Origin of the sequence: Spongiibacter sp. IMCC21906 (assembly GCF_001010805.1) — a bacterium.
Taxonomy (GTDB): domain Bacteria; phylum Pseudomonadota; class Gammaproteobacteria; order Pseudomonadales; family Spongiibacteraceae; genus Spongiibacter.
Genome location: NZ_CP011477.1, coordinates 2,150,693 through 2,166,144 on the forward strand (window position 1 = coordinate 2,150,693; position 15,452 = coordinate 2,166,144).

The following is a 15,452-nucleotide window of genomic DNA, read 5'->3' on the forward strand; positions in this document are numbered from 1 at the left end:
CCGACCTCCGTCATTCAGGATAAATCGTCTAAATAACGCTCAGCGTCCAGTGCCGCCATGCAACCAAAACCTGCAGACGTCACTGCTTGACGATAAATATGGTCGGCCACATCACCCGCGGCAAAAACCCCTTCGATGCTAGTGGCTGTAGCATTACCCTCAATACCGCTGTTGATTTGAATGTAACCATCTTTCATATCCAGCTGATCAGCAAAAATATCGGTATTGGGCTTATGGCCAATGGCGATAAACACCCCGGCAAGCTCAATATCTTGTTTGCTGTCGTCTTTGGTGCTGGCAATACGGATACCGGTAACACCGCTGTCGTCACCTAGCACTTCTTCCAGAGTGTGGTTCCAGCAGAGTGTGACGTTGCCGTTTTTGGCACGGTCAAACAGTTTGTCTTGCAGAATTTTCTCGGCGCGCAATTCATCTCTGCGATGTACTAAAACCACCTCAGAGGCGATATTAGACAAATACAGCGCTTCTTCTACCGCCGTATTGCCGCCACCGATAACGGCAACTTTTTTGCCTTTATAGAAAAAACCATCACAGGTAGCACAGGCCGAAACGCCTTTACCCATAAAGGCTTCTTCAGACTCAAGGCCAAGGTATTGGGCCGATGCGCCAGTTGCAATAATGAGGGAATCACAAGTATAGGTTTTGCTGCCGACCAAGGTAAAAGGGCGCTGCTTCAGATCCACTGAGTCAATATGATCAAACAGAACCTCGGTTTCGAAGCGTTCGGCATGGGCCTGCATCCGCATCATTAGCTCAGGGCCTTGTACGCCGTCTTGATCGCCGGGCCAATTATCGACATCGGTAGTCGTGGTGAGCTGACCACCTTGCTGCATGCCCGTAATGACAACCGGTTTTAAATTAGCCCGTGCTGCGTAAACTGCCGCTGTATAACCGGCAGGGCCGGAGCCTAAAATAATCAGGGGGTGGTGTTGGCTATCGCTCATAATTGTGCAGAATTCCCAGTTGAAGGGATCGAACCTTACTCGATCCTAAGTGACTGAATAACGACGCTGCAATTGGTAATTGACGTCAGTAAGGGGCTTGTATTCAAAGGCGGTTATCATAGGCTAAAAGCCTTGGCGCAGCAAAAAACTCAGCGGCGACAAGCCGCCCGTCATGATGCTAACATTGCGGGGTTTTAACTCAACCTCATTCTTATTTACGGATCTTTAAGGGAGCCGGTTTTTTCTTGGCAAAACAAACGATTGCATCTAAGCCGGAACGCCACGAAACCCTGCAGCTAAGGCTGCGGGAAGGTTTGCTTATCGCCTTGTCGGCGGTGTGTATTCTCATTGTTATGGCGCTGGCCACCTATAGCAGTGGTGATCCAGGCTGGTCTCGAACCGGTAATGGCGAAGCCGTCGCCAATGCGGTGGGGCCGGTTGGCGCATGGCTGGCTGACATTTTCTTTGCCCTGTTTGGCTATATGGCCTATTTATTTCCCTGTATGTTCGCCTTTAGAGCATGGCGCTTATTTAAAGACAGGCTTGCGCCTCCGGCTTTTGATTCTCTGATTTTATTTCTACGAGTCATTGGTTTTGTGCTGGTAATGATCGCCAGTACCGGCTTGGCCAGCGGTCAAGATAGTGGTCAAAGCGGCTTACCTTTTGGTCCCGGCGGGGTATTAGGCGATGCCATTTCTCACGCAACAGTAGAATCCTTTAGCGAATTTGGCAGTCGCCTGATGTTAGTTGCCATTTTGCTATTTGGTATCACCATTTTTACCGATTTGTCCTGGATAAGACTCATGGATTATCTGGGCGCTAGAGCCTTGCGCTTCTTTCAGATAGCCGCAGATCGTTATTATCAATTCCGGATTACCCAGGCCGAACGTAAAACGGCAAAAGCGGCCAGCCAAAAACGTCACGAATCTGTTGCCAAAAAAACCGAGGCACAAAAAACCCGAATTACGCCCCAAATAGCGCCGCCTCCTGCACCTGTTGCAAAATCTCAACGGGTTGAAAAAGAGCGGCAGAAGGGATTGTTTGATGGGCCAATAACGGGGACCTTGCCGTCGTTAACGCTGCTGGACGAGGCAGAGCATCACAGCCGAGGCTATTCTCCCGACACGCTCGAGGCCATGTCACGACTACTGGAAATCAAACTTCTTGATTTTGGGGTGTCTGCCAAAGTGGTTGCGGTATTCCCTGGGCCGGTCATTACCCGTTTTGAGCTTGAACCTGACGCAGGCGTAAAAGTAAGTAAGATCAGCAACTTAGTCAAAGACCTTGCCAGATCACTTGCAGTAATAAGCGTCAGGGTTGTCGAAGTTATTCCGGGTAAGCCTTACGTTGGTATTGAAATTCCCAATGAAGACAGAGAAATCGTTAACTTTCGAGAAGTCTTATCTTCTGAAGCCTTTGATGCCGCCAAGTCCCACCTCACTCTGGCGCTAGGGCATGATATATCTGGCGAACCGGTATGCGCCGATTTGGCAAAAATGCCACATTTGCTGGTAGCCGGTACCACCGGCTCCGGTAAGTCAGTTGGCGTTAATGCAATGTTGATTAGTCTCTTGTACAAGGCAACCCCAGAGGATGTGCGCTTGTTACTTGTAGACCCCAAAATGCTAGAGCTGTCAGTATACGATGGCATTCCTCATTTGCTGACGCCGGTTATTACCGATATGAAGGATGCAGCCAACGGTCTGCGCTGGTGCGTTGCCGAAATGGAGCGTCGCTACAAGCTGATGTCGGCCATGGGTGTGCGAAATGTGGCGGGCTATAACCGCAAATTGAGGGAGGCAATCCAGGCAGGCGAGCCCATTAAAGACCCGCTTTGGGTACCCGACGAAAACTTTGAAGCCGGTGCTGAAGAGGCTGAAGCTCCCGATTTGGAAATACTGCCTGCCATTGTTGTCGTGATTGACGAATTTGCCGACATGATGATGATTGTGGGTAAAAAGGTAGAAGAGCTTATTGCCCGGATAGCTCAAAAAGCCCGGGCCGCCGGCATCCACCTGATTTTGGCCACCCAGCGACCTTCAGTAGACGTGATTACCGGTTTGATAAAAGCCAACGTTCCCACCCGAATTGGTTTTCAGGTGTCTTCAAAAATAGATTCTAGAACCATTTTGGATCAGGGCGGGGCAGAGCAGCTGCTGGGCCACGGTGATATGCTTTATTTACCACCCGGCTCAGGTTTACCAGTGCGGGTTCACGGCGCCTTTGTCTCAGACGAAGAGGTTCACCGAGTGGTGGCTGACTGGAAGCGTCGGGGCGAGCCTCGCTACATCGATTCTTTACTAGAAGAGGGCAGCACCACGGATGCCATGCCGGGTATGGCCCCCGGTGGTGATAGCGGCAACGATGAGTCTGATGCGCTATACGATGAGGCGGTGTATTTTGTTACCCAGTCCCGTCGCGCATCTATTTCGTCTGTTCAACGCAAACTCCGTATCGGCTATAACCGGGCGGCCCGCCTCATTGAAACCATGGAAGCGGCTGGCGTGGTATCTGAAATGGCCAGCAATGGCAGTAGAGAGGTGTTAGCACCTCCCCCAGCAGAGTGATCATTATGCGTCGTTTACTATGTGCTTTTTTCTTAATATTGGCTGCATCTCATAGCTTTGCTAATGGTGATGTTGCCCAGCTGCACTTAATGTTATCTAGCGCCAACAGTCTCAAGGCGGGATTCAGCCAAACCGTTTACGACAGCGATGGTGCCGTATTGCAAAAAAGCAGCGGCGATATTGCCCTGCAACGTCCCAACAAAGTCAGGTGGCACAGCAAAGAACCGTTTCAGTATCTGTTGGTGAGCGACGGTAAAACCCTGTGGCGCTACGATGCCGATTTAGAGCAACTTAATGTTGAGCCCTTCGACCCCAATTTGGCCCAGGCACCAACCATGATTTTGGGAGCCTCGATAGAACAGCTACAAAAAAACTTTGCCGTCGAGCTGAATAAACAGGGGATTGAACGCAGTTTTATACTCACCCCCAAAAATGATGCGAGCAACTTCTCTGAGCTGGTTTTGCATTTTAAGCAAGGTAAGCTTATTGGAATGGCATTAACCGATGCCCTTGAGCAACGCACCGAAATTCAGTTTATCAACGCCAATTACAAACCCACCTTTTCGCCGGACGAATTTGTCTTTAAAGAAGGCGCACCGAGCCGGTTTTGATGTCTTCACCCATAAATGCACCACTGGCAGCTCGAATGCGCCCCCAGGCTATTGGCGACTACCTGGGCCAAGAGGCTTTGTTGTCTCCGGGAATGCCCTTGCGCGAGTCGCTGGACTCGGGGCAACTGCATTCAATGATTTTTTGGGGACCGCCGGGGGTAGGTAAAACGACCCTGGCGCAACTGGTAGCCAATTGCTGCGAGGCGCGATTTATTAGCATTTCGGCAGTATTGGCCGGGGTCAAAGATATTCGCTTGGCGGTGGAAGAAGCCAAAACCGAGCAACGTTATGGTCGCCAAACAGTATTGTTTATTGACGAAGTGCATCGCTTTAATAAAGCCCAGCAAGATGCATTTTTACCTTATGTGGAAGATGGCACCTTAATTTTTATTGGCGCGACTACCGAAAACCCTTCTTTTGAACTTAACAATGCGTTGTTATCACGAGCACGCGTGTATCGACTCGCCGCGCTGGGCAACGATGCCTTGCTGGAAATTCTGCAACGGGCACTGGCAGCAGAACAGTGGTCAGCCAATATAGATCAACTGCAACGCTTAGTTGGCTTTGCCGACGGGGATGCGAGAAGGGCGTTAAACTTACTGGAAATCGCCATTGATACCGCTCCACCAGCGACCCAAGACAGCAAACAACTTAGCGATGACGTTTTAGACAAGGTACTTCAAGGACAAACTCGACGCTTTGATAAAGGCGGCGATCTATTTTACGAACAAATTTCTGCTCTCCACAAATCTGTGCGGGGCAGTTCTCCTGACGGTGCCCTGTATTGGTTTGCTCGCATGTTGGATGGCGGTTGTGAGCCTCAATATATTGCCCGGCGCTTACTGCGTATGGCCTCAGAGGACATTGGCAATGCTGACCCTAGAGCACTGCGAATTTGCTTGGATGCATGGGATGTACAAGATCGCTTGGGCAGTCCTGAAGGGGAGTTAGCCCTGGCCCAAGCTGTTTGTTATCTGGCCGCTGCGCCTAAAAGCAATGCAGTCTACAGCGCATATAATCAAGTGCGGCGAGAAGTCGCCACCGGTGGTTCTCACGATGTGCCTATGCATTTGCGCAACGCTCCTACCAAAATGATGAAGGGCCAAGGATTTGGTGATGAATACCGTTATGCCCATGATGAGCCCGATGCGTATGCGGCAGGAGAAAACTATTTACCAGAACCACTTAAAGATCAGGTCTTTTACCAACCTGTAAATCGTGGATTGGAAAAAAAGATCTCTGAAAAACTCACTTACCTTAAAAACCAGGACAAACGCAGCCCTCGTCAGCGTTATCCCTGAGCCAGATACTGGTAGAATACTTTCACTAGAATGGGGGCACGGATGTTACTGCAATATATTCTCGTAGCACTGGGTGGCGCTACTGGCGCATTGGGACGCTTTGGCGTGTCTCGCTTAGTGGCGCATTTTGCGCCAGCCCATAGCTGGCCAACGGCAACCTTTGCCGTCAACCTCATTGGTTCTACGTTGATCGGCATTCTTTACGTGGTGATTACCGAAAAGTCGTCACTGCATGCTGATTCCCGCCAAATTTTAATGGTGGGTTTTTTGGGTGCGTTTACGACCTTTGCCACATTTTCTCTAGAAACAGTAGCAATGCTTGAGGCTGGCAAAGCCTTATTAGCACTCAGCTATATATTAATAACCTTGGCCAGCTGCATTCTCGGTTGCTGGTTGGGGATACAGCTAGCCCGCTAGGGCACGATGGTTACGGAGTTGTTTTAGATGTTGGATATCAAACTGGTTCGGCAAAATCCTCAAGCGATAGCCGAAGCACTGAAAAAAAAGCGTTTTGAGTTTAATGCCGAGCAATTTTTAACACTGGACGAAACGCGTAAATCTGCTGATGTTGCCAGCCAGCAACTCTTGGCCGAACGCAAGCAAGCGTCTAAAAAAGTCGGCGTGCTGATTAAAGAGGGCCTGAGTGTTGATGAGGCCAAAGCCCAGGTCAACGACACGCTGGCGAAAATTGAAGCCCAGTTAGAGGCGCTTAAAGAGCGCGCAAAGTCAGCCAATGACGCCTTGGAATCAATGTTGCTGGGCGTACCCAATCTGCCAGCTGAAGACGTTCCAGAAGGAAATGACGAAGACGCTAACGTTGAAGTATTAAAATGGGGCGAACCCGGCAGTTTTAACTTTGATGTGAAGGATCATGTCGACGTTGGTAACAACATTGGCGGCTTGGATTTTGACACTGCGTCAAAAATTACCGGTAGCCGCTTTGCGGTTATGCGTGGCGGCATCGCTCGAATGCATCGGGCGCTGATTCAGCTAATGCTGAATACCCACTGTAACGAGCACGGCTATGAAGAAGTCTATGTTCCTTTCATCGTCAATGCGGATTCACTGAGAGGTACCGGCCAATTACCCAAATTTGAAGAAGACCTCTTTAAGCTGGAAGGTGAACAGGGTTTTTACCTGATTCCCACCGCCGAGGTGCCGGTCACCAATATGTTAAGAGATAGCATTATTGAAGATGCAGCCTTGGGTGACGGCTTGCACTTTGTTTGCCATACCCCCTGTTTTCGCAGTGAAGCCGGGAGCTACGGCCGCGACACCCGGGGCATGATCCGCCAGCATCAATTTGAGAAAGTCGAACTGGTTAAATTTGTTCGCCCCAATCAATCTGCACAGGCCTTAGAAACCCTCACCGGTCATGCTGAAGCCATTCTGCAAAAACTAGAACTGCCTTATCGCAAGGTGATTCTTTGTGGCGGCGATTTAGGTTTCTCCGCCTTAAAAACCTATGACCTTGAAGTTTGGCTGCCCGGCCAAAGTGCCTACCGGGAAATTTCCTCTTGCAGTAACTTTGGTGATTTTCAGGCTCGGCGAATGATGGCACGCTGGCGCAACCCCGAAACCAACAAACCCGAATTGCTGCATACCATTAACGGCTCAGGGCTGGCAGTAGGGCGTACCTTGGTGGCTATTTTAGAAAACTACCAACAAGCCGATGGCAGTGTGGTGGTGCCAGAAGCCTTAAAACCCTATATGGGCGGCCTCGAACGACTCCCAGCGGGAGACTAAGCATGGAATTTTTGCCACTGTTTACCCAGCTTCATGGCAAGCCCTGCTTGCTATTGGGTGGCGGCCAGGTCGCACTTCGCAAGGCGCGCTTGCTAAGCCGAGCCGGAGCGGTTATTCAGCTAGTCGCCAAAGAGATTCTTCCGGAATTGGCCGCGCTGGTGAAAGAAAATGGCGGCAATAGTCAGTTGGGGGAGTTTGATGAATCACAGCTTGAGCATGTCTTTTTAGTCATTGCTGCAACCGATGATGAGCCCCTTAATAAACGTGTTTCCGAGGCTTGTCATCAACGCTTGATTCCAGTCAATGTGGTTGATAGCCCGGACTTATGCAGTGTGATTTTACCTGCTATTGTCGACCGCTCGCCGCTGATTATCGCGATTAGTAGCGGTGGCAGAAGTCCGGTATTGGCAAGAATGATGCGCTCGCGGCTGGAGTCGAGCATTCCTGCGTCGTTTGGCCGGCTCGGTAATTTAGCCAGTAAATTTCGAGACGCGGTAAAGGCCAAGTTTGCCGACATTGAAGACCGTCGTCATTTTTGGGAGCGCACCTTGCAAGGTCCCATTGCTGAGATGGTCTTTGCGGGTAAAGACACGGTGGCAGAGCAAATGCTGAGCAAGGAGATTGCTGAGGCAAGCCCCGAGACTGGTGGTGAAGTCTATCTTATCGGTGCGGGTCCCGGTGACCCAGATCTGATGACCTTTAAAGCGCTGCGTTTACTGCAGAAAGCCGATATTGTGTTATATGACCGATTGGTCGCGCCAGAAATCGTGGAAATGTGTCGCAAAGACGCCGAACGGGTCTTTGTCGGTAAACAGCGATCTAATCATGCGGTCCCTCAAGAAGGAATCAATCAGTTACTTATCGACTACGCCAAGCAGGGTAAAAAAGTCGCACGCTTAAAAGGCGGTGACCCCTTTATTTTTGGCCGTGGCGGCGAAGAAATAGAACAGCTGGCCCAAGAACATATTCCGTTCCAGGTTGTACCGGGTATTACCGCGGCAGCAGGCTGTGCCAGCTACGCGGGTATTCCTTTAACCCACCGCGATTACGCCCAGTCGGTGCGCTTTGTCACCGGCCACCTAAAAGACAACAGCATCAACCTGCCTTGGTCAGAGTTGATTCACGACCATCAAACCACCGTATTTTATATGGGTTTGGTAGGCTTGCCCGTAATCTGCGAGCAATTAATTGCCCATGGTCGCAGCCCCGACACCCCCATTGCGCTTATTCAACAAGGCACCACGGTTAACCAAAAGGTGGTGGTGGGTACATTGGCAACCATGGTGGAGCGTATTGCTAATGATCCTGTCCAAGCACCTACGCTAATTATTGTGGGCGATGTGGTAAAACTACGCGAAACCCTCGCTTGGTACGAAGTCAGAGATCTGGCAGAGCCAGACCTCTAAATTGGCCACCCACACTGCCTTATCAGAAGGAAATTCCATGTCTGAAAATGTATACGATTTATTTGTGATTGGCGCGGGTTCTGGCGGTGTTCGCGCTGGCCGTATGGCTGCCGGTTTTGGCGCCAAAGTGGCAGTGGCCGAGTCACGTTATTTGGGTGGCACCTGCGTGAATGTCGGCTGCGTGCCTAAAAAGTTGTTTAGTTATGCAGCCCACTATGGCGAAGGCTTTCACGATGCCCAAGGTTTTGGTTGGCGCAGCGAGGCGCCACACTTCGATTGGCCAACGCTGCGAGACAACAAGACCAAAGAAATTGAACGACTCAACGGCATTTATCAACGCTTGTTAGAAAACGCCGGCGCCGAGATTATTCACGGGCATGCCTCCATTAAAGGCCCTGGCGAGGTACAGGTTGGCGAGACAACATACCGTGCCAAAAAAATCCTACTCGCGGTAGGTGGCTGGCCGTTTGTGCCGGATATTCCTGGCAAGGAACACGCTATTACCTCCAATGAGGTTTTTTATCTGGATACATTACCAAGCCATATGACCATTGTCGGTGGCGGCTATATTGCCACTGAATTTGCCAGCATCCTGCAGGGCTTGGGCGTGAAGATCACCCAAATATATCGCCGAGATTTATTCTTGCGAGGGTTTGATAGCGAACTTCGTCAGCAATTGGCAGACGAAATGACACAACGGGGTATTGAGTTACTGTTCAACGAAAACGTCACCGCCATCGAACCTTCAGATGACGGTTATCGCTTAACATTAGAGAACGGCGGCAGCATGGAAACCGGCCTGGTGCTTTATGCAACTGGCCGTAAACCCGCCATAGATGGACTCGGCCTTAACAACACCAAGGTGAAGGTTGATAAAGGCGGATATATCGTCGCTGACCGTTTATTCCAAACTGACGAACCCAATGTCTACGCTCTTGGCGATGCGACCGGTGGGGCAGAATTAACGCCAGTGGCCTTAGCCGAGGGCATGAGCCTGGCTCGGCGGCTGTTTGATAATGACAACCGGCCCCTGGATTATCATCTGATTCCCACGGCTATATTTTCCCAGCCGAATCTTGCCACTGTCGGTTTATCCGAAGATGCCTCAAAAGAGCAGGGGATAGATATCGCCGTTTATACGTCAAAATTCTCTCACCTGAAACACACTTTGAGTGGCAACCCCAGCAAAACCCTGCTGAAACTCATTGTGGACAAACAGAGCGATAAAGTGATTGGCGCCCATATGCTGGGAGACGAGGCCGGAGAAATTATTCAGGGCTTGGCCGTTGCTATTAAGGCGGGTGCAACGAAAGCGGATTTTGACAGCACCATTGGCATTCATCCCACGGTGGCAGAAGAATTTGTCACTATGCGTGAACCTAGCCGCTAAACCCTATCCCGGCAGAAACGCATAATACGGAAACCAAAAAGGCCTCGATGTTTTCGACATCGAGGCCTTTTTGGTTAACAACAGAGTTCTTTTTAACTTCCTTTAGCTAAGCGCTCGGGCTTAAAAAAGGGAATGGCATCAACCAAGATATGGCTGGCTTCTACCGCCATGGGGTCAGGGTCTTTGTCCTCTTTATCTTCATCGGCAGTTTCGTCGTTGTTGACTTCTTGCTCGACACCATCTTCTGCCATTGCCAACTCGTCAGATTTCTCCTCGTCTTCTTCAAGCTTTTCCAAGGGCTCTTCACCCTTGGCAATGCGGCGACGGTTTTCCATTGCCAAGCGTAAAGCTTTTTGCTCTTCCCGTTCTGTCTTACGGGTTTCCATATTCAAAGATAAGGTTTTGCGATTACGCAGCTCTTCAATCAAGGATATCTGCTCTTGCAAGAAGATAAACTCTGGGTCTTTGGCAATGCGCTTATCGTGCTTAGATTGCAGTTTTGGCAACGCGCTTTTTAAGTCAAAGTAATAGTTATGCCGGGCCGAGGCAATTCTGTCCCACGTCATAGCGTTATCTAAAATGCTTTCGCCAATTTCGTCTTTGTCATAAATAGGCGGAAAGGCAATATCTGGGATAACGCCGCGATTTTGAGTGCTGTCACCAGAAACCCGATAGAACTTTGATTCGGTCAGCTTAAGTTGACCATGGCTCAAGGGGTTTACTGACTGTACCGTTCCCTTACCAAAAGATTGGGTGCCCAGTACGATACCGCGCTGATAGTCTTGAATTGCACCGGCAAAAATTTCAGAAGCAGAGGCGCTCATTCGGTTAATCAACACCCCTAACGGCCCTGAATAATATGGCGAACTACGGCGTTTTCCTTCACGGATAACCCGCGCACTGGAGTGACGGATTTGTACCGTTGGACCTGATTCGATAAACAAACCTACTAATGCGTTAGCTTCAGCCAGAGACCCGCCACCATTATTGCGCAGATCAATGACGATGCCTTCAGCACCTTTATTCAGCAAATCCTCAAGAATTTCGCTGACGTCACGAGTCGTGCTGCGGTAGTTAAGATCACCCATGCGAAAAGCTTCAAAGTCTAAGTAAAACGCGGGGACATCAATGACACCGATCTTCCGGGTTTCTTTATTTTCATCCGTAAGCTCAATAATCTCGCCTTTGGCGCTTTGCTCTTCGAGTTTGACCTCATTGCGCTCAATAACGATCTCAGTGCGCTCTTCTTCACTTTGGGCAACAGCCGGAATCACTTCCAATCTGACAATAGAGCCCGCAGGGCCGCGGATCAGATCGACAACGTCATCTAGACGCCAACCAATAACATCCTGCATTTCACCTTTTTCACCCTCGGCGACACCTACAATGCGATCAGAGGGGTGCAATTCGCCCTGCTTATCGGCGGGGCCTGCGGCAACCAGACGAACGATTTTGGTATAGTCGTCCTCCATTTGCAGCACAGCGCCGATGCCTTCGAGCTTAAGGCTCATATTGATTTGAAAGTTTTCAGACCCGCGAGGAGAGAAGTAGTCTGTGTGCGGGTCATAAAGCGAACCAACCGCATTGGCATAGCTTTGGAAGACGTCTTCGGCTTCAATTTGATTTAAACGCTTAAGCTGGTTTTTAAAACGCTTAGTCAAAAGCTCAATGATTTCATCGTCATCTTTATCAGCCAGTTTTAAACTTAAAACGCGATTCTTTACCTGTTTGTGCCAAATTTCATCGGCGGCTTTCCTGGATTTGGGCCAGGGGCTTTCTGACCGTTCCAGTACGATGACTTCGTCCTTTTTAAAATCGAAGCCTTTCACTAACTTGGGCATTTCAGCGATCGTTTTTTCTAACTGCGTGGTAATCCGCTCTAAATAGCGATCAAAAATGATAAAACCAGCGCTCAATTTGCCGTCTTTTAACTGATTATCCAGCTGGTCCCGGTATTTTTGAAAGTCATCAATATCGCTTTGCAAAAAATGCTGACGATTGGGGTCAAGGTCCGTCAGGTAGGCATCCAGTAGTTTTTCAGAAAAGTCATCATTTACATCTAATTTGACGTAGTGACGGCTTTCTAGCTGCTTAATGATCTCAGAAATGGCTTTTTCGTGGGAAGACTCAGCAGTGAGCGCCTGTACATTGATGGCAACACAGGCACTTGCAAAAATCAGTGCTAAGGTCGCAAAGCGGAGAGGCAATTTAGACAAAAGAAGACAAAACACAGAGTGATGATCCTATAATTTTAATTTAACAGGCTAATACTACACTGCAGCCCTAACAAGTACACTGACCACAAAGGCAATTATGCGGTTCCCTAACGGTGTGAATAAAGCAACATTTTCACAGAATAGGGTAGAGCGTTACACTGACCTATATTACACCTCACTTCAGGAAGCCGAATATGAGTAAAAACCCCAAAATTCAGCTTGTTGAGCAATTTATACAAGCGCTATGCGACCACAATCTGGACGCTATAGATGAGTTATACGCAGAAAACGCCACGTTGTGCGATCCCACTGCACAATCAACGATTGAAGGCAAAGCAGATATTCTCAAATTTTATAAAACGGGCTTTGATGCAGGCTTATCAGCACGTTTAACAGGCCCTGTACGGGTTAGTGGCGATAGTGCTGCGTTTCCGGCTACCATTGAGTTAAACCCCGGCAACGGTGAGATGCGCATTGAACTGATTGATGTCCTTCGTTTTGATGAAAAGCAAAAAATCAACTCACTGATCGCGTATTGGGGCCCAGAAAACACCAGTACGCCCTAAGATCGCTTCATAGCATATTATTGCCCGTTTATCTCACGGTTTATTGATGGTTCGGTAAAATTGGATAAACGCCGTGTGAAATACGGTTCAGTTATCGCTTGGCAACTGGACCTGTACAGCAGTGCCTCCACTAATTTACTTTTCGCGTTTTACCACTTTCGGCCCGAATACGATTCTCTGTTTGCACATAAATCGTGTCGGTTGTTGCCATGCTGGAGTGACCCAAGTCTTCCGACAAGTCCTTTAATGCCCGGCCGCGTTCGATTTCCATGCTGGCGCCGGTGTGGCGCAACCAATGTGTTGATGCCTCTTTGAGCTTACGCGCTTTGTCTTCGCCTTCTGCGTCGCGCATTTTTTCGTAAGCTCTATCAAATACCTCTTGCACAATGCGAGTTAATTGCCGGGCTGTCATGCCGCCTTGACCACGAATTTTTTCGACAATAGGAGCGTTTTCGCCAGGCGAGGGGAGAGGACTTAAACCCCGATAACTGCGATAACGTTTGAGATAAGGAATAAAACTGTTGGGAACGGTAATATCCCGCAATTTGCGGCCTTTCCCATATATCTTTAACCACCAGTTACTGTCTGAATCTTCCCAAAAATGCCCCATAACCGGCGACCAATTGCTGCGCTCAGACAATTCAGATATGCGTAAAAACAGCGTTTTTAAAGCACAAATAATAAATAAACTACGCTCAAAAAGATGATCTTCTTCGGTCAAGGCAACAGTCACGTTATAGACATACTGCCACTGGGATTCGGTCAGACGACGAACTTCCTTAACCTGAGAATCTTTAATAAAGTGTCGGCAATCTGTTTTTGCGATCTGGGCTGGATTGCCATACAGATATTCTTCATTCATCAAATACTTATAAAAAGCGATAAGTGCGGTGAACGTGGCGGTTAATGTTTGCTGAGACGGTTTGTATTTTTTCTTATCGGGTGGCGTGTCGCTTTTGACTGTATTTTTGGCTAGTTTCAGCTTGAATGGCGCCCAATCTTTATTTTGCACATAGCTGCCATTGATGTACTGAAATTTTTCATGGTTTGCCAAGCAAATCCACGTTACCGGTGGCTGCCAGCAGAAATCCGCATAATCCAAAATATCCGACTTGCGAAGTTGATCCATAGGTTTTTGCTTAAAAAGATAAAGCCACAATAGAAAACGCTCGGTTTCGTTACGAAAACGCGAGAAAGTATGTACCGACTTATTGCGACCAATGTAATGCAGAAACTCCTGACCCCAGTGCCAATGCTGTAGCCACCACGTTTCGCCGGACGTCAGAAACGAATGTAATTCTGAATAAGCATCAAAGCGAAAATCTTTAAGCTGGGTGATTGACTGTATTGGGGTGAATCGACCGATGCTTCTAAGTTAAGGTATTGATTATATTGGTAATTCATGAAACTTTTGTATAAGTATGAGGTGCAAGTTGCACAAAACTTGGTTGTAGAAATATAGGTTATCTTTTTTATAAGCTTGGGTTGCTGATGATTGAAGAGTGAAACTCTTGATAGATTGGATAACTAACTGAAATTAAAAAACAAATAATTTCGTTTTGTACATGTGATAACTCCAAGCGGTAGTAAGAGCGGTACCTTAGGGTCACCCTCCAGCAGGCCCATAGAGGAGCTCACTGTAGTTATGTAACGTGGCAATAAACATATTCTTCCAAAGCGCTGCTCATGGCAATCACTGCCAACGCTCAATTATTTCCAGGTTGGGACTAAGTAGGGCACTAAGGACTCGGCCGCAACTAAGAGATGGACTGCGATATTCAACTTGTTTTCACATTAATTAAAAGAGCCGGATTTGCACCATTAATACCTATTTCGGTGCACCTGACTGCAGCGCGTTTTTCCTCGACTATTGCGGCTTGCAACGCCCAAAACCTGAGCGTATAAAGGTAACTAATATGCACCAGGGATTTAGGTGAAATGGTACGGATTCAGGACAGCAGCGGGGCATTTCCCGCATCCCGGCCAAAACGACTCTTCTACCCGAACGAGCCGCGACTCGATACGTTCCCAATTCAGCATGTGCAAATCGACTGGCAGCGGCTCATGGCCAAGCGCGAACTCGTGTTGGATACCGTCGACGCGATCCGCCTACTTGCTTAAGCCCGAAGTCCTAGGCCTGCTCGACGCCGAAAAGCACCCAACTTACCGCCTGATCCTTGGCCTCATGTGGACAACCGGCGCTCGGATCTCAGAGGTCCTAGCGATCACTCCCAGTCACTTCATCGATGACGGCTACGATTTTATGGTGGTGCTGCGCACACTTAAACAGCGGTCGGGGAGACCGACTAATGTACAACTCGCCCGTAGCCCAAAGCGGGCCGTGCCCATCATTGACCCGATGCTTCAAGATCGCATACAAAGCTACCTGTACGCGGGACATTTTAGGAAGGACGAGTGGATCTTCACCATGGCGCGCCAGACGGTGAACCGGCATATCCACAATTTGGTGGAAAGAGTAGGGGGCGCGCCGACCCCTATTAGCTGCCATACCTTTCGGCACAGCTTCGCGATTCACCTGCTGCTACACGGACGGCCGCTGAAGATCGTCAGCCAGCTCCTCGGGCACAAATCGATCGAAAGCACGGAAATCTTCACCAATGTGCTCACCGCCGATGGAGGGCATTTTTTGGACGGGATAGATTTTCATTGATGGACGACTTTCG

Annotated in this window: 12 protein-coding genes; 9 read left to right on the plus strand and 3 right to left on the minus strand. The window is 49.0% G+C overall.

The features are described 5' to 3' along the window. Nucleotides 1–14: 14 nt before the first annotated feature. On the minus strand, nucleotides 15–965 hold the full coding sequence (gene trxB, locus IMCC21906_RS09885; protein ID WP_047012030.1) for a thioredoxin-disulfide reductase: 951 nt from the start codon (nucleotides 963–965) through the stop codon (nucleotides 15–17). A gap of 260 nt (nucleotides 966–1,225) precedes the next feature. Between trxB and IMCC21906_RS09890 the strand changes: the two genes are divergently transcribed. From IMCC21906_RS09890 to gorA, 7 genes are read left to right on the plus strand one after another with little or no spacing between them, the layout of a single operon-like run. Then, a complete protein-coding gene (locus IMCC21906_RS09890; protein WP_369795840.1) occupies nucleotides 1,226–3,532 on the plus strand; it encodes a DNA translocase FtsK in 2,307 nt (768 codons plus the stop codon). 5 nt (nucleotides 3,533–3,537) lie between these two features. Continuing rightward, complete coding sequence (lolA, locus tag IMCC21906_RS09895; protein ID WP_052763480.1) at nucleotides 3,538–4,143, plus strand: outer membrane lipoprotein chaperone LolA; 606 nt, start codon at nucleotides 3,538–3,540, stop codon at nucleotides 4,141–4,143. Then, nucleotides 4,143–5,444 (plus strand): replication-associated recombination protein A, encoded by a 1,302-nt coding sequence (locus tag IMCC21906_RS09900; RefSeq protein ID WP_047012032.1) that lies wholly within the window; start codon nucleotides 4,143–4,145, stop codon nucleotides 5,442–5,444. The genes lolA and IMCC21906_RS09900 overlap by 1 nt, the downstream gene beginning before the upstream one ends. A 42-nt stretch (nucleotides 5,445–5,486) precedes the next feature. Then, on the plus strand, nucleotides 5,487–5,861 hold the full coding sequence (gene crcB, locus IMCC21906_RS09905) for a fluoride efflux transporter CrcB (RefSeq protein WP_052763481.1): 375 nt from the start codon (nucleotides 5,487–5,489) through the stop codon (nucleotides 5,859–5,861). Between the two features lie 27 nt (nucleotides 5,862–5,888). Further along, nucleotides 5,889–7,190 carry a serine--tRNA ligase gene (gene serS, locus IMCC21906_RS09910; RefSeq protein ID WP_047012033.1) on the plus strand — a complete coding sequence of 434 codons (1,302 nt, stop codon included), beginning with the start codon at nucleotides 5,889–5,891 and terminating at the stop codon, nucleotides 7,188–7,190. A gap of 2 nt (nucleotides 7,191–7,192) precedes the next feature. Then, nucleotides 7,193–8,596, plus strand: a complete 1,404-nt coding sequence (gene cysG, locus IMCC21906_RS09915) for a siroheme synthase CysG (RefSeq protein ID WP_047012034.1) — start codon at nucleotides 7,193–7,195, stop codon at nucleotides 8,594–8,596. 37 nt (nucleotides 8,597–8,633) lie between these two features. Continuing rightward, nucleotides 8,634–9,986, plus strand: a complete 1,353-nt coding sequence (gene gorA / locus IMCC21906_RS09920) for a glutathione-disulfide reductase (protein ID WP_047012035.1) — start codon at nucleotides 8,634–8,636, stop codon at nucleotides 9,984–9,986. Nucleotides 9,987–10,078: 92 nt separating this feature from the next. Here the strand turns inward: gorA and IMCC21906_RS09925 are convergent, their stop codons facing one another. Beyond that, nucleotides 10,079–12,217, minus strand: coding sequence for a carboxy terminal-processing peptidase (locus IMCC21906_RS09925; RefSeq protein ID WP_047012036.1), 2,139 nt, complete (start codon nucleotides 12,215–12,217; stop codon nucleotides 10,079–10,081). Nucleotides 12,218–12,396: 179 nt separating this feature from the next. Here IMCC21906_RS09925 and IMCC21906_RS09930 point away from each other — a divergent pair, with 179 nt between their 5' ends. Further along, nucleotides 12,397–12,768 (plus strand): nuclear transport factor 2 family protein, encoded by a 372-nt coding sequence (locus tag IMCC21906_RS09930; protein ID WP_052763482.1) that lies wholly within the window; start codon nucleotides 12,397–12,399, stop codon nucleotides 12,766–12,768. A gap of 130 nt (nucleotides 12,769–12,898) precedes the next feature. Here IMCC21906_RS09930 and IMCC21906_RS09935 read toward each other — a convergent pair whose 3' ends face one another. After that, the gene (locus IMCC21906_RS09935; RefSeq protein ID WP_231580250.1) at nucleotides 12,899–13,897 is read right to left on the minus strand and encodes a site-specific integrase; all 999 of its coding nucleotides are present in this window, start codon (nucleotides 13,895–13,897) and stop codon (nucleotides 12,899–12,901) included. Nucleotides 13,898–14,881: 984 nt separating this feature from the next. On the opposite strand from IMCC21906_RS09935, the gene IMCC21906_RS09940 reads away from it, so the two are divergent. Further along, the gene (locus tag IMCC21906_RS09940) at nucleotides 14,882–15,439 is read left to right on the plus strand and encodes a site-specific integrase (RefSeq protein ID WP_231580251.1); all 558 of its coding nucleotides are present in this window, start codon (nucleotides 14,882–14,884) and stop codon (nucleotides 15,437–15,439) included. Nucleotides 15,440–15,452 lie beyond the last annotated feature (13 nt).

Excerpts from the sequence above, each read along its gene's own strand:
- IMCC21906_RS09935 (WP_231580250.1), bottom strand. The coding sequence starts at position 13,897 with ATGGATCAACTTCGCAAGTCGGATATTTTGGATTATGCGGATTTCTGC.
- cysG (WP_047012034.1), top strand. The coding sequence starts at position 7,193 with ATGGAATTTTTGCCACTGTTTACCCAGCTTCATGGCAAGCCCTGCTTG.
- lolA (WP_052763480.1), top strand. The coding sequence starts at position 3,538 with ATGCGTCGTTTACTATGTGCTTTTTTCTTAATATTGGCTGCATCTCAT.
- serS (WP_047012033.1), top strand. The coding sequence starts at position 5,889 with ATGTTGGATATCAAACTGGTTCGGCAAAATCCTCAAGCGATAGCCGAA.
- IMCC21906_RS09900 (WP_047012032.1), top strand. The coding sequence starts at position 4,143 with ATGTCTTCACCCATAAATGCACCACTGGCAGCTCGAATGCGCCCCCAG.
- trxB (WP_047012030.1), bottom strand. The coding sequence starts at position 965 with ATGAGCGATAGCCAACACCACCCCCTGATTATTTTAGGCTCCGGCCCT.
- IMCC21906_RS09930 (WP_052763482.1), top strand. The coding sequence starts at position 12,397 with ATGAGTAAAAACCCCAAAATTCAGCTTGTTGAGCAATTTATACAAGCG.
- gorA (WP_047012035.1), top strand. The coding sequence starts at position 8,634 with ATGTCTGAAAATGTATACGATTTATTTGTGATTGGCGCGGGTTCTGGC.
- crcB (WP_052763481.1), top strand. The coding sequence starts at position 5,487 with ATGTTACTGCAATATATTCTCGTAGCACTGGGTGGCGCTACTGGCGCA.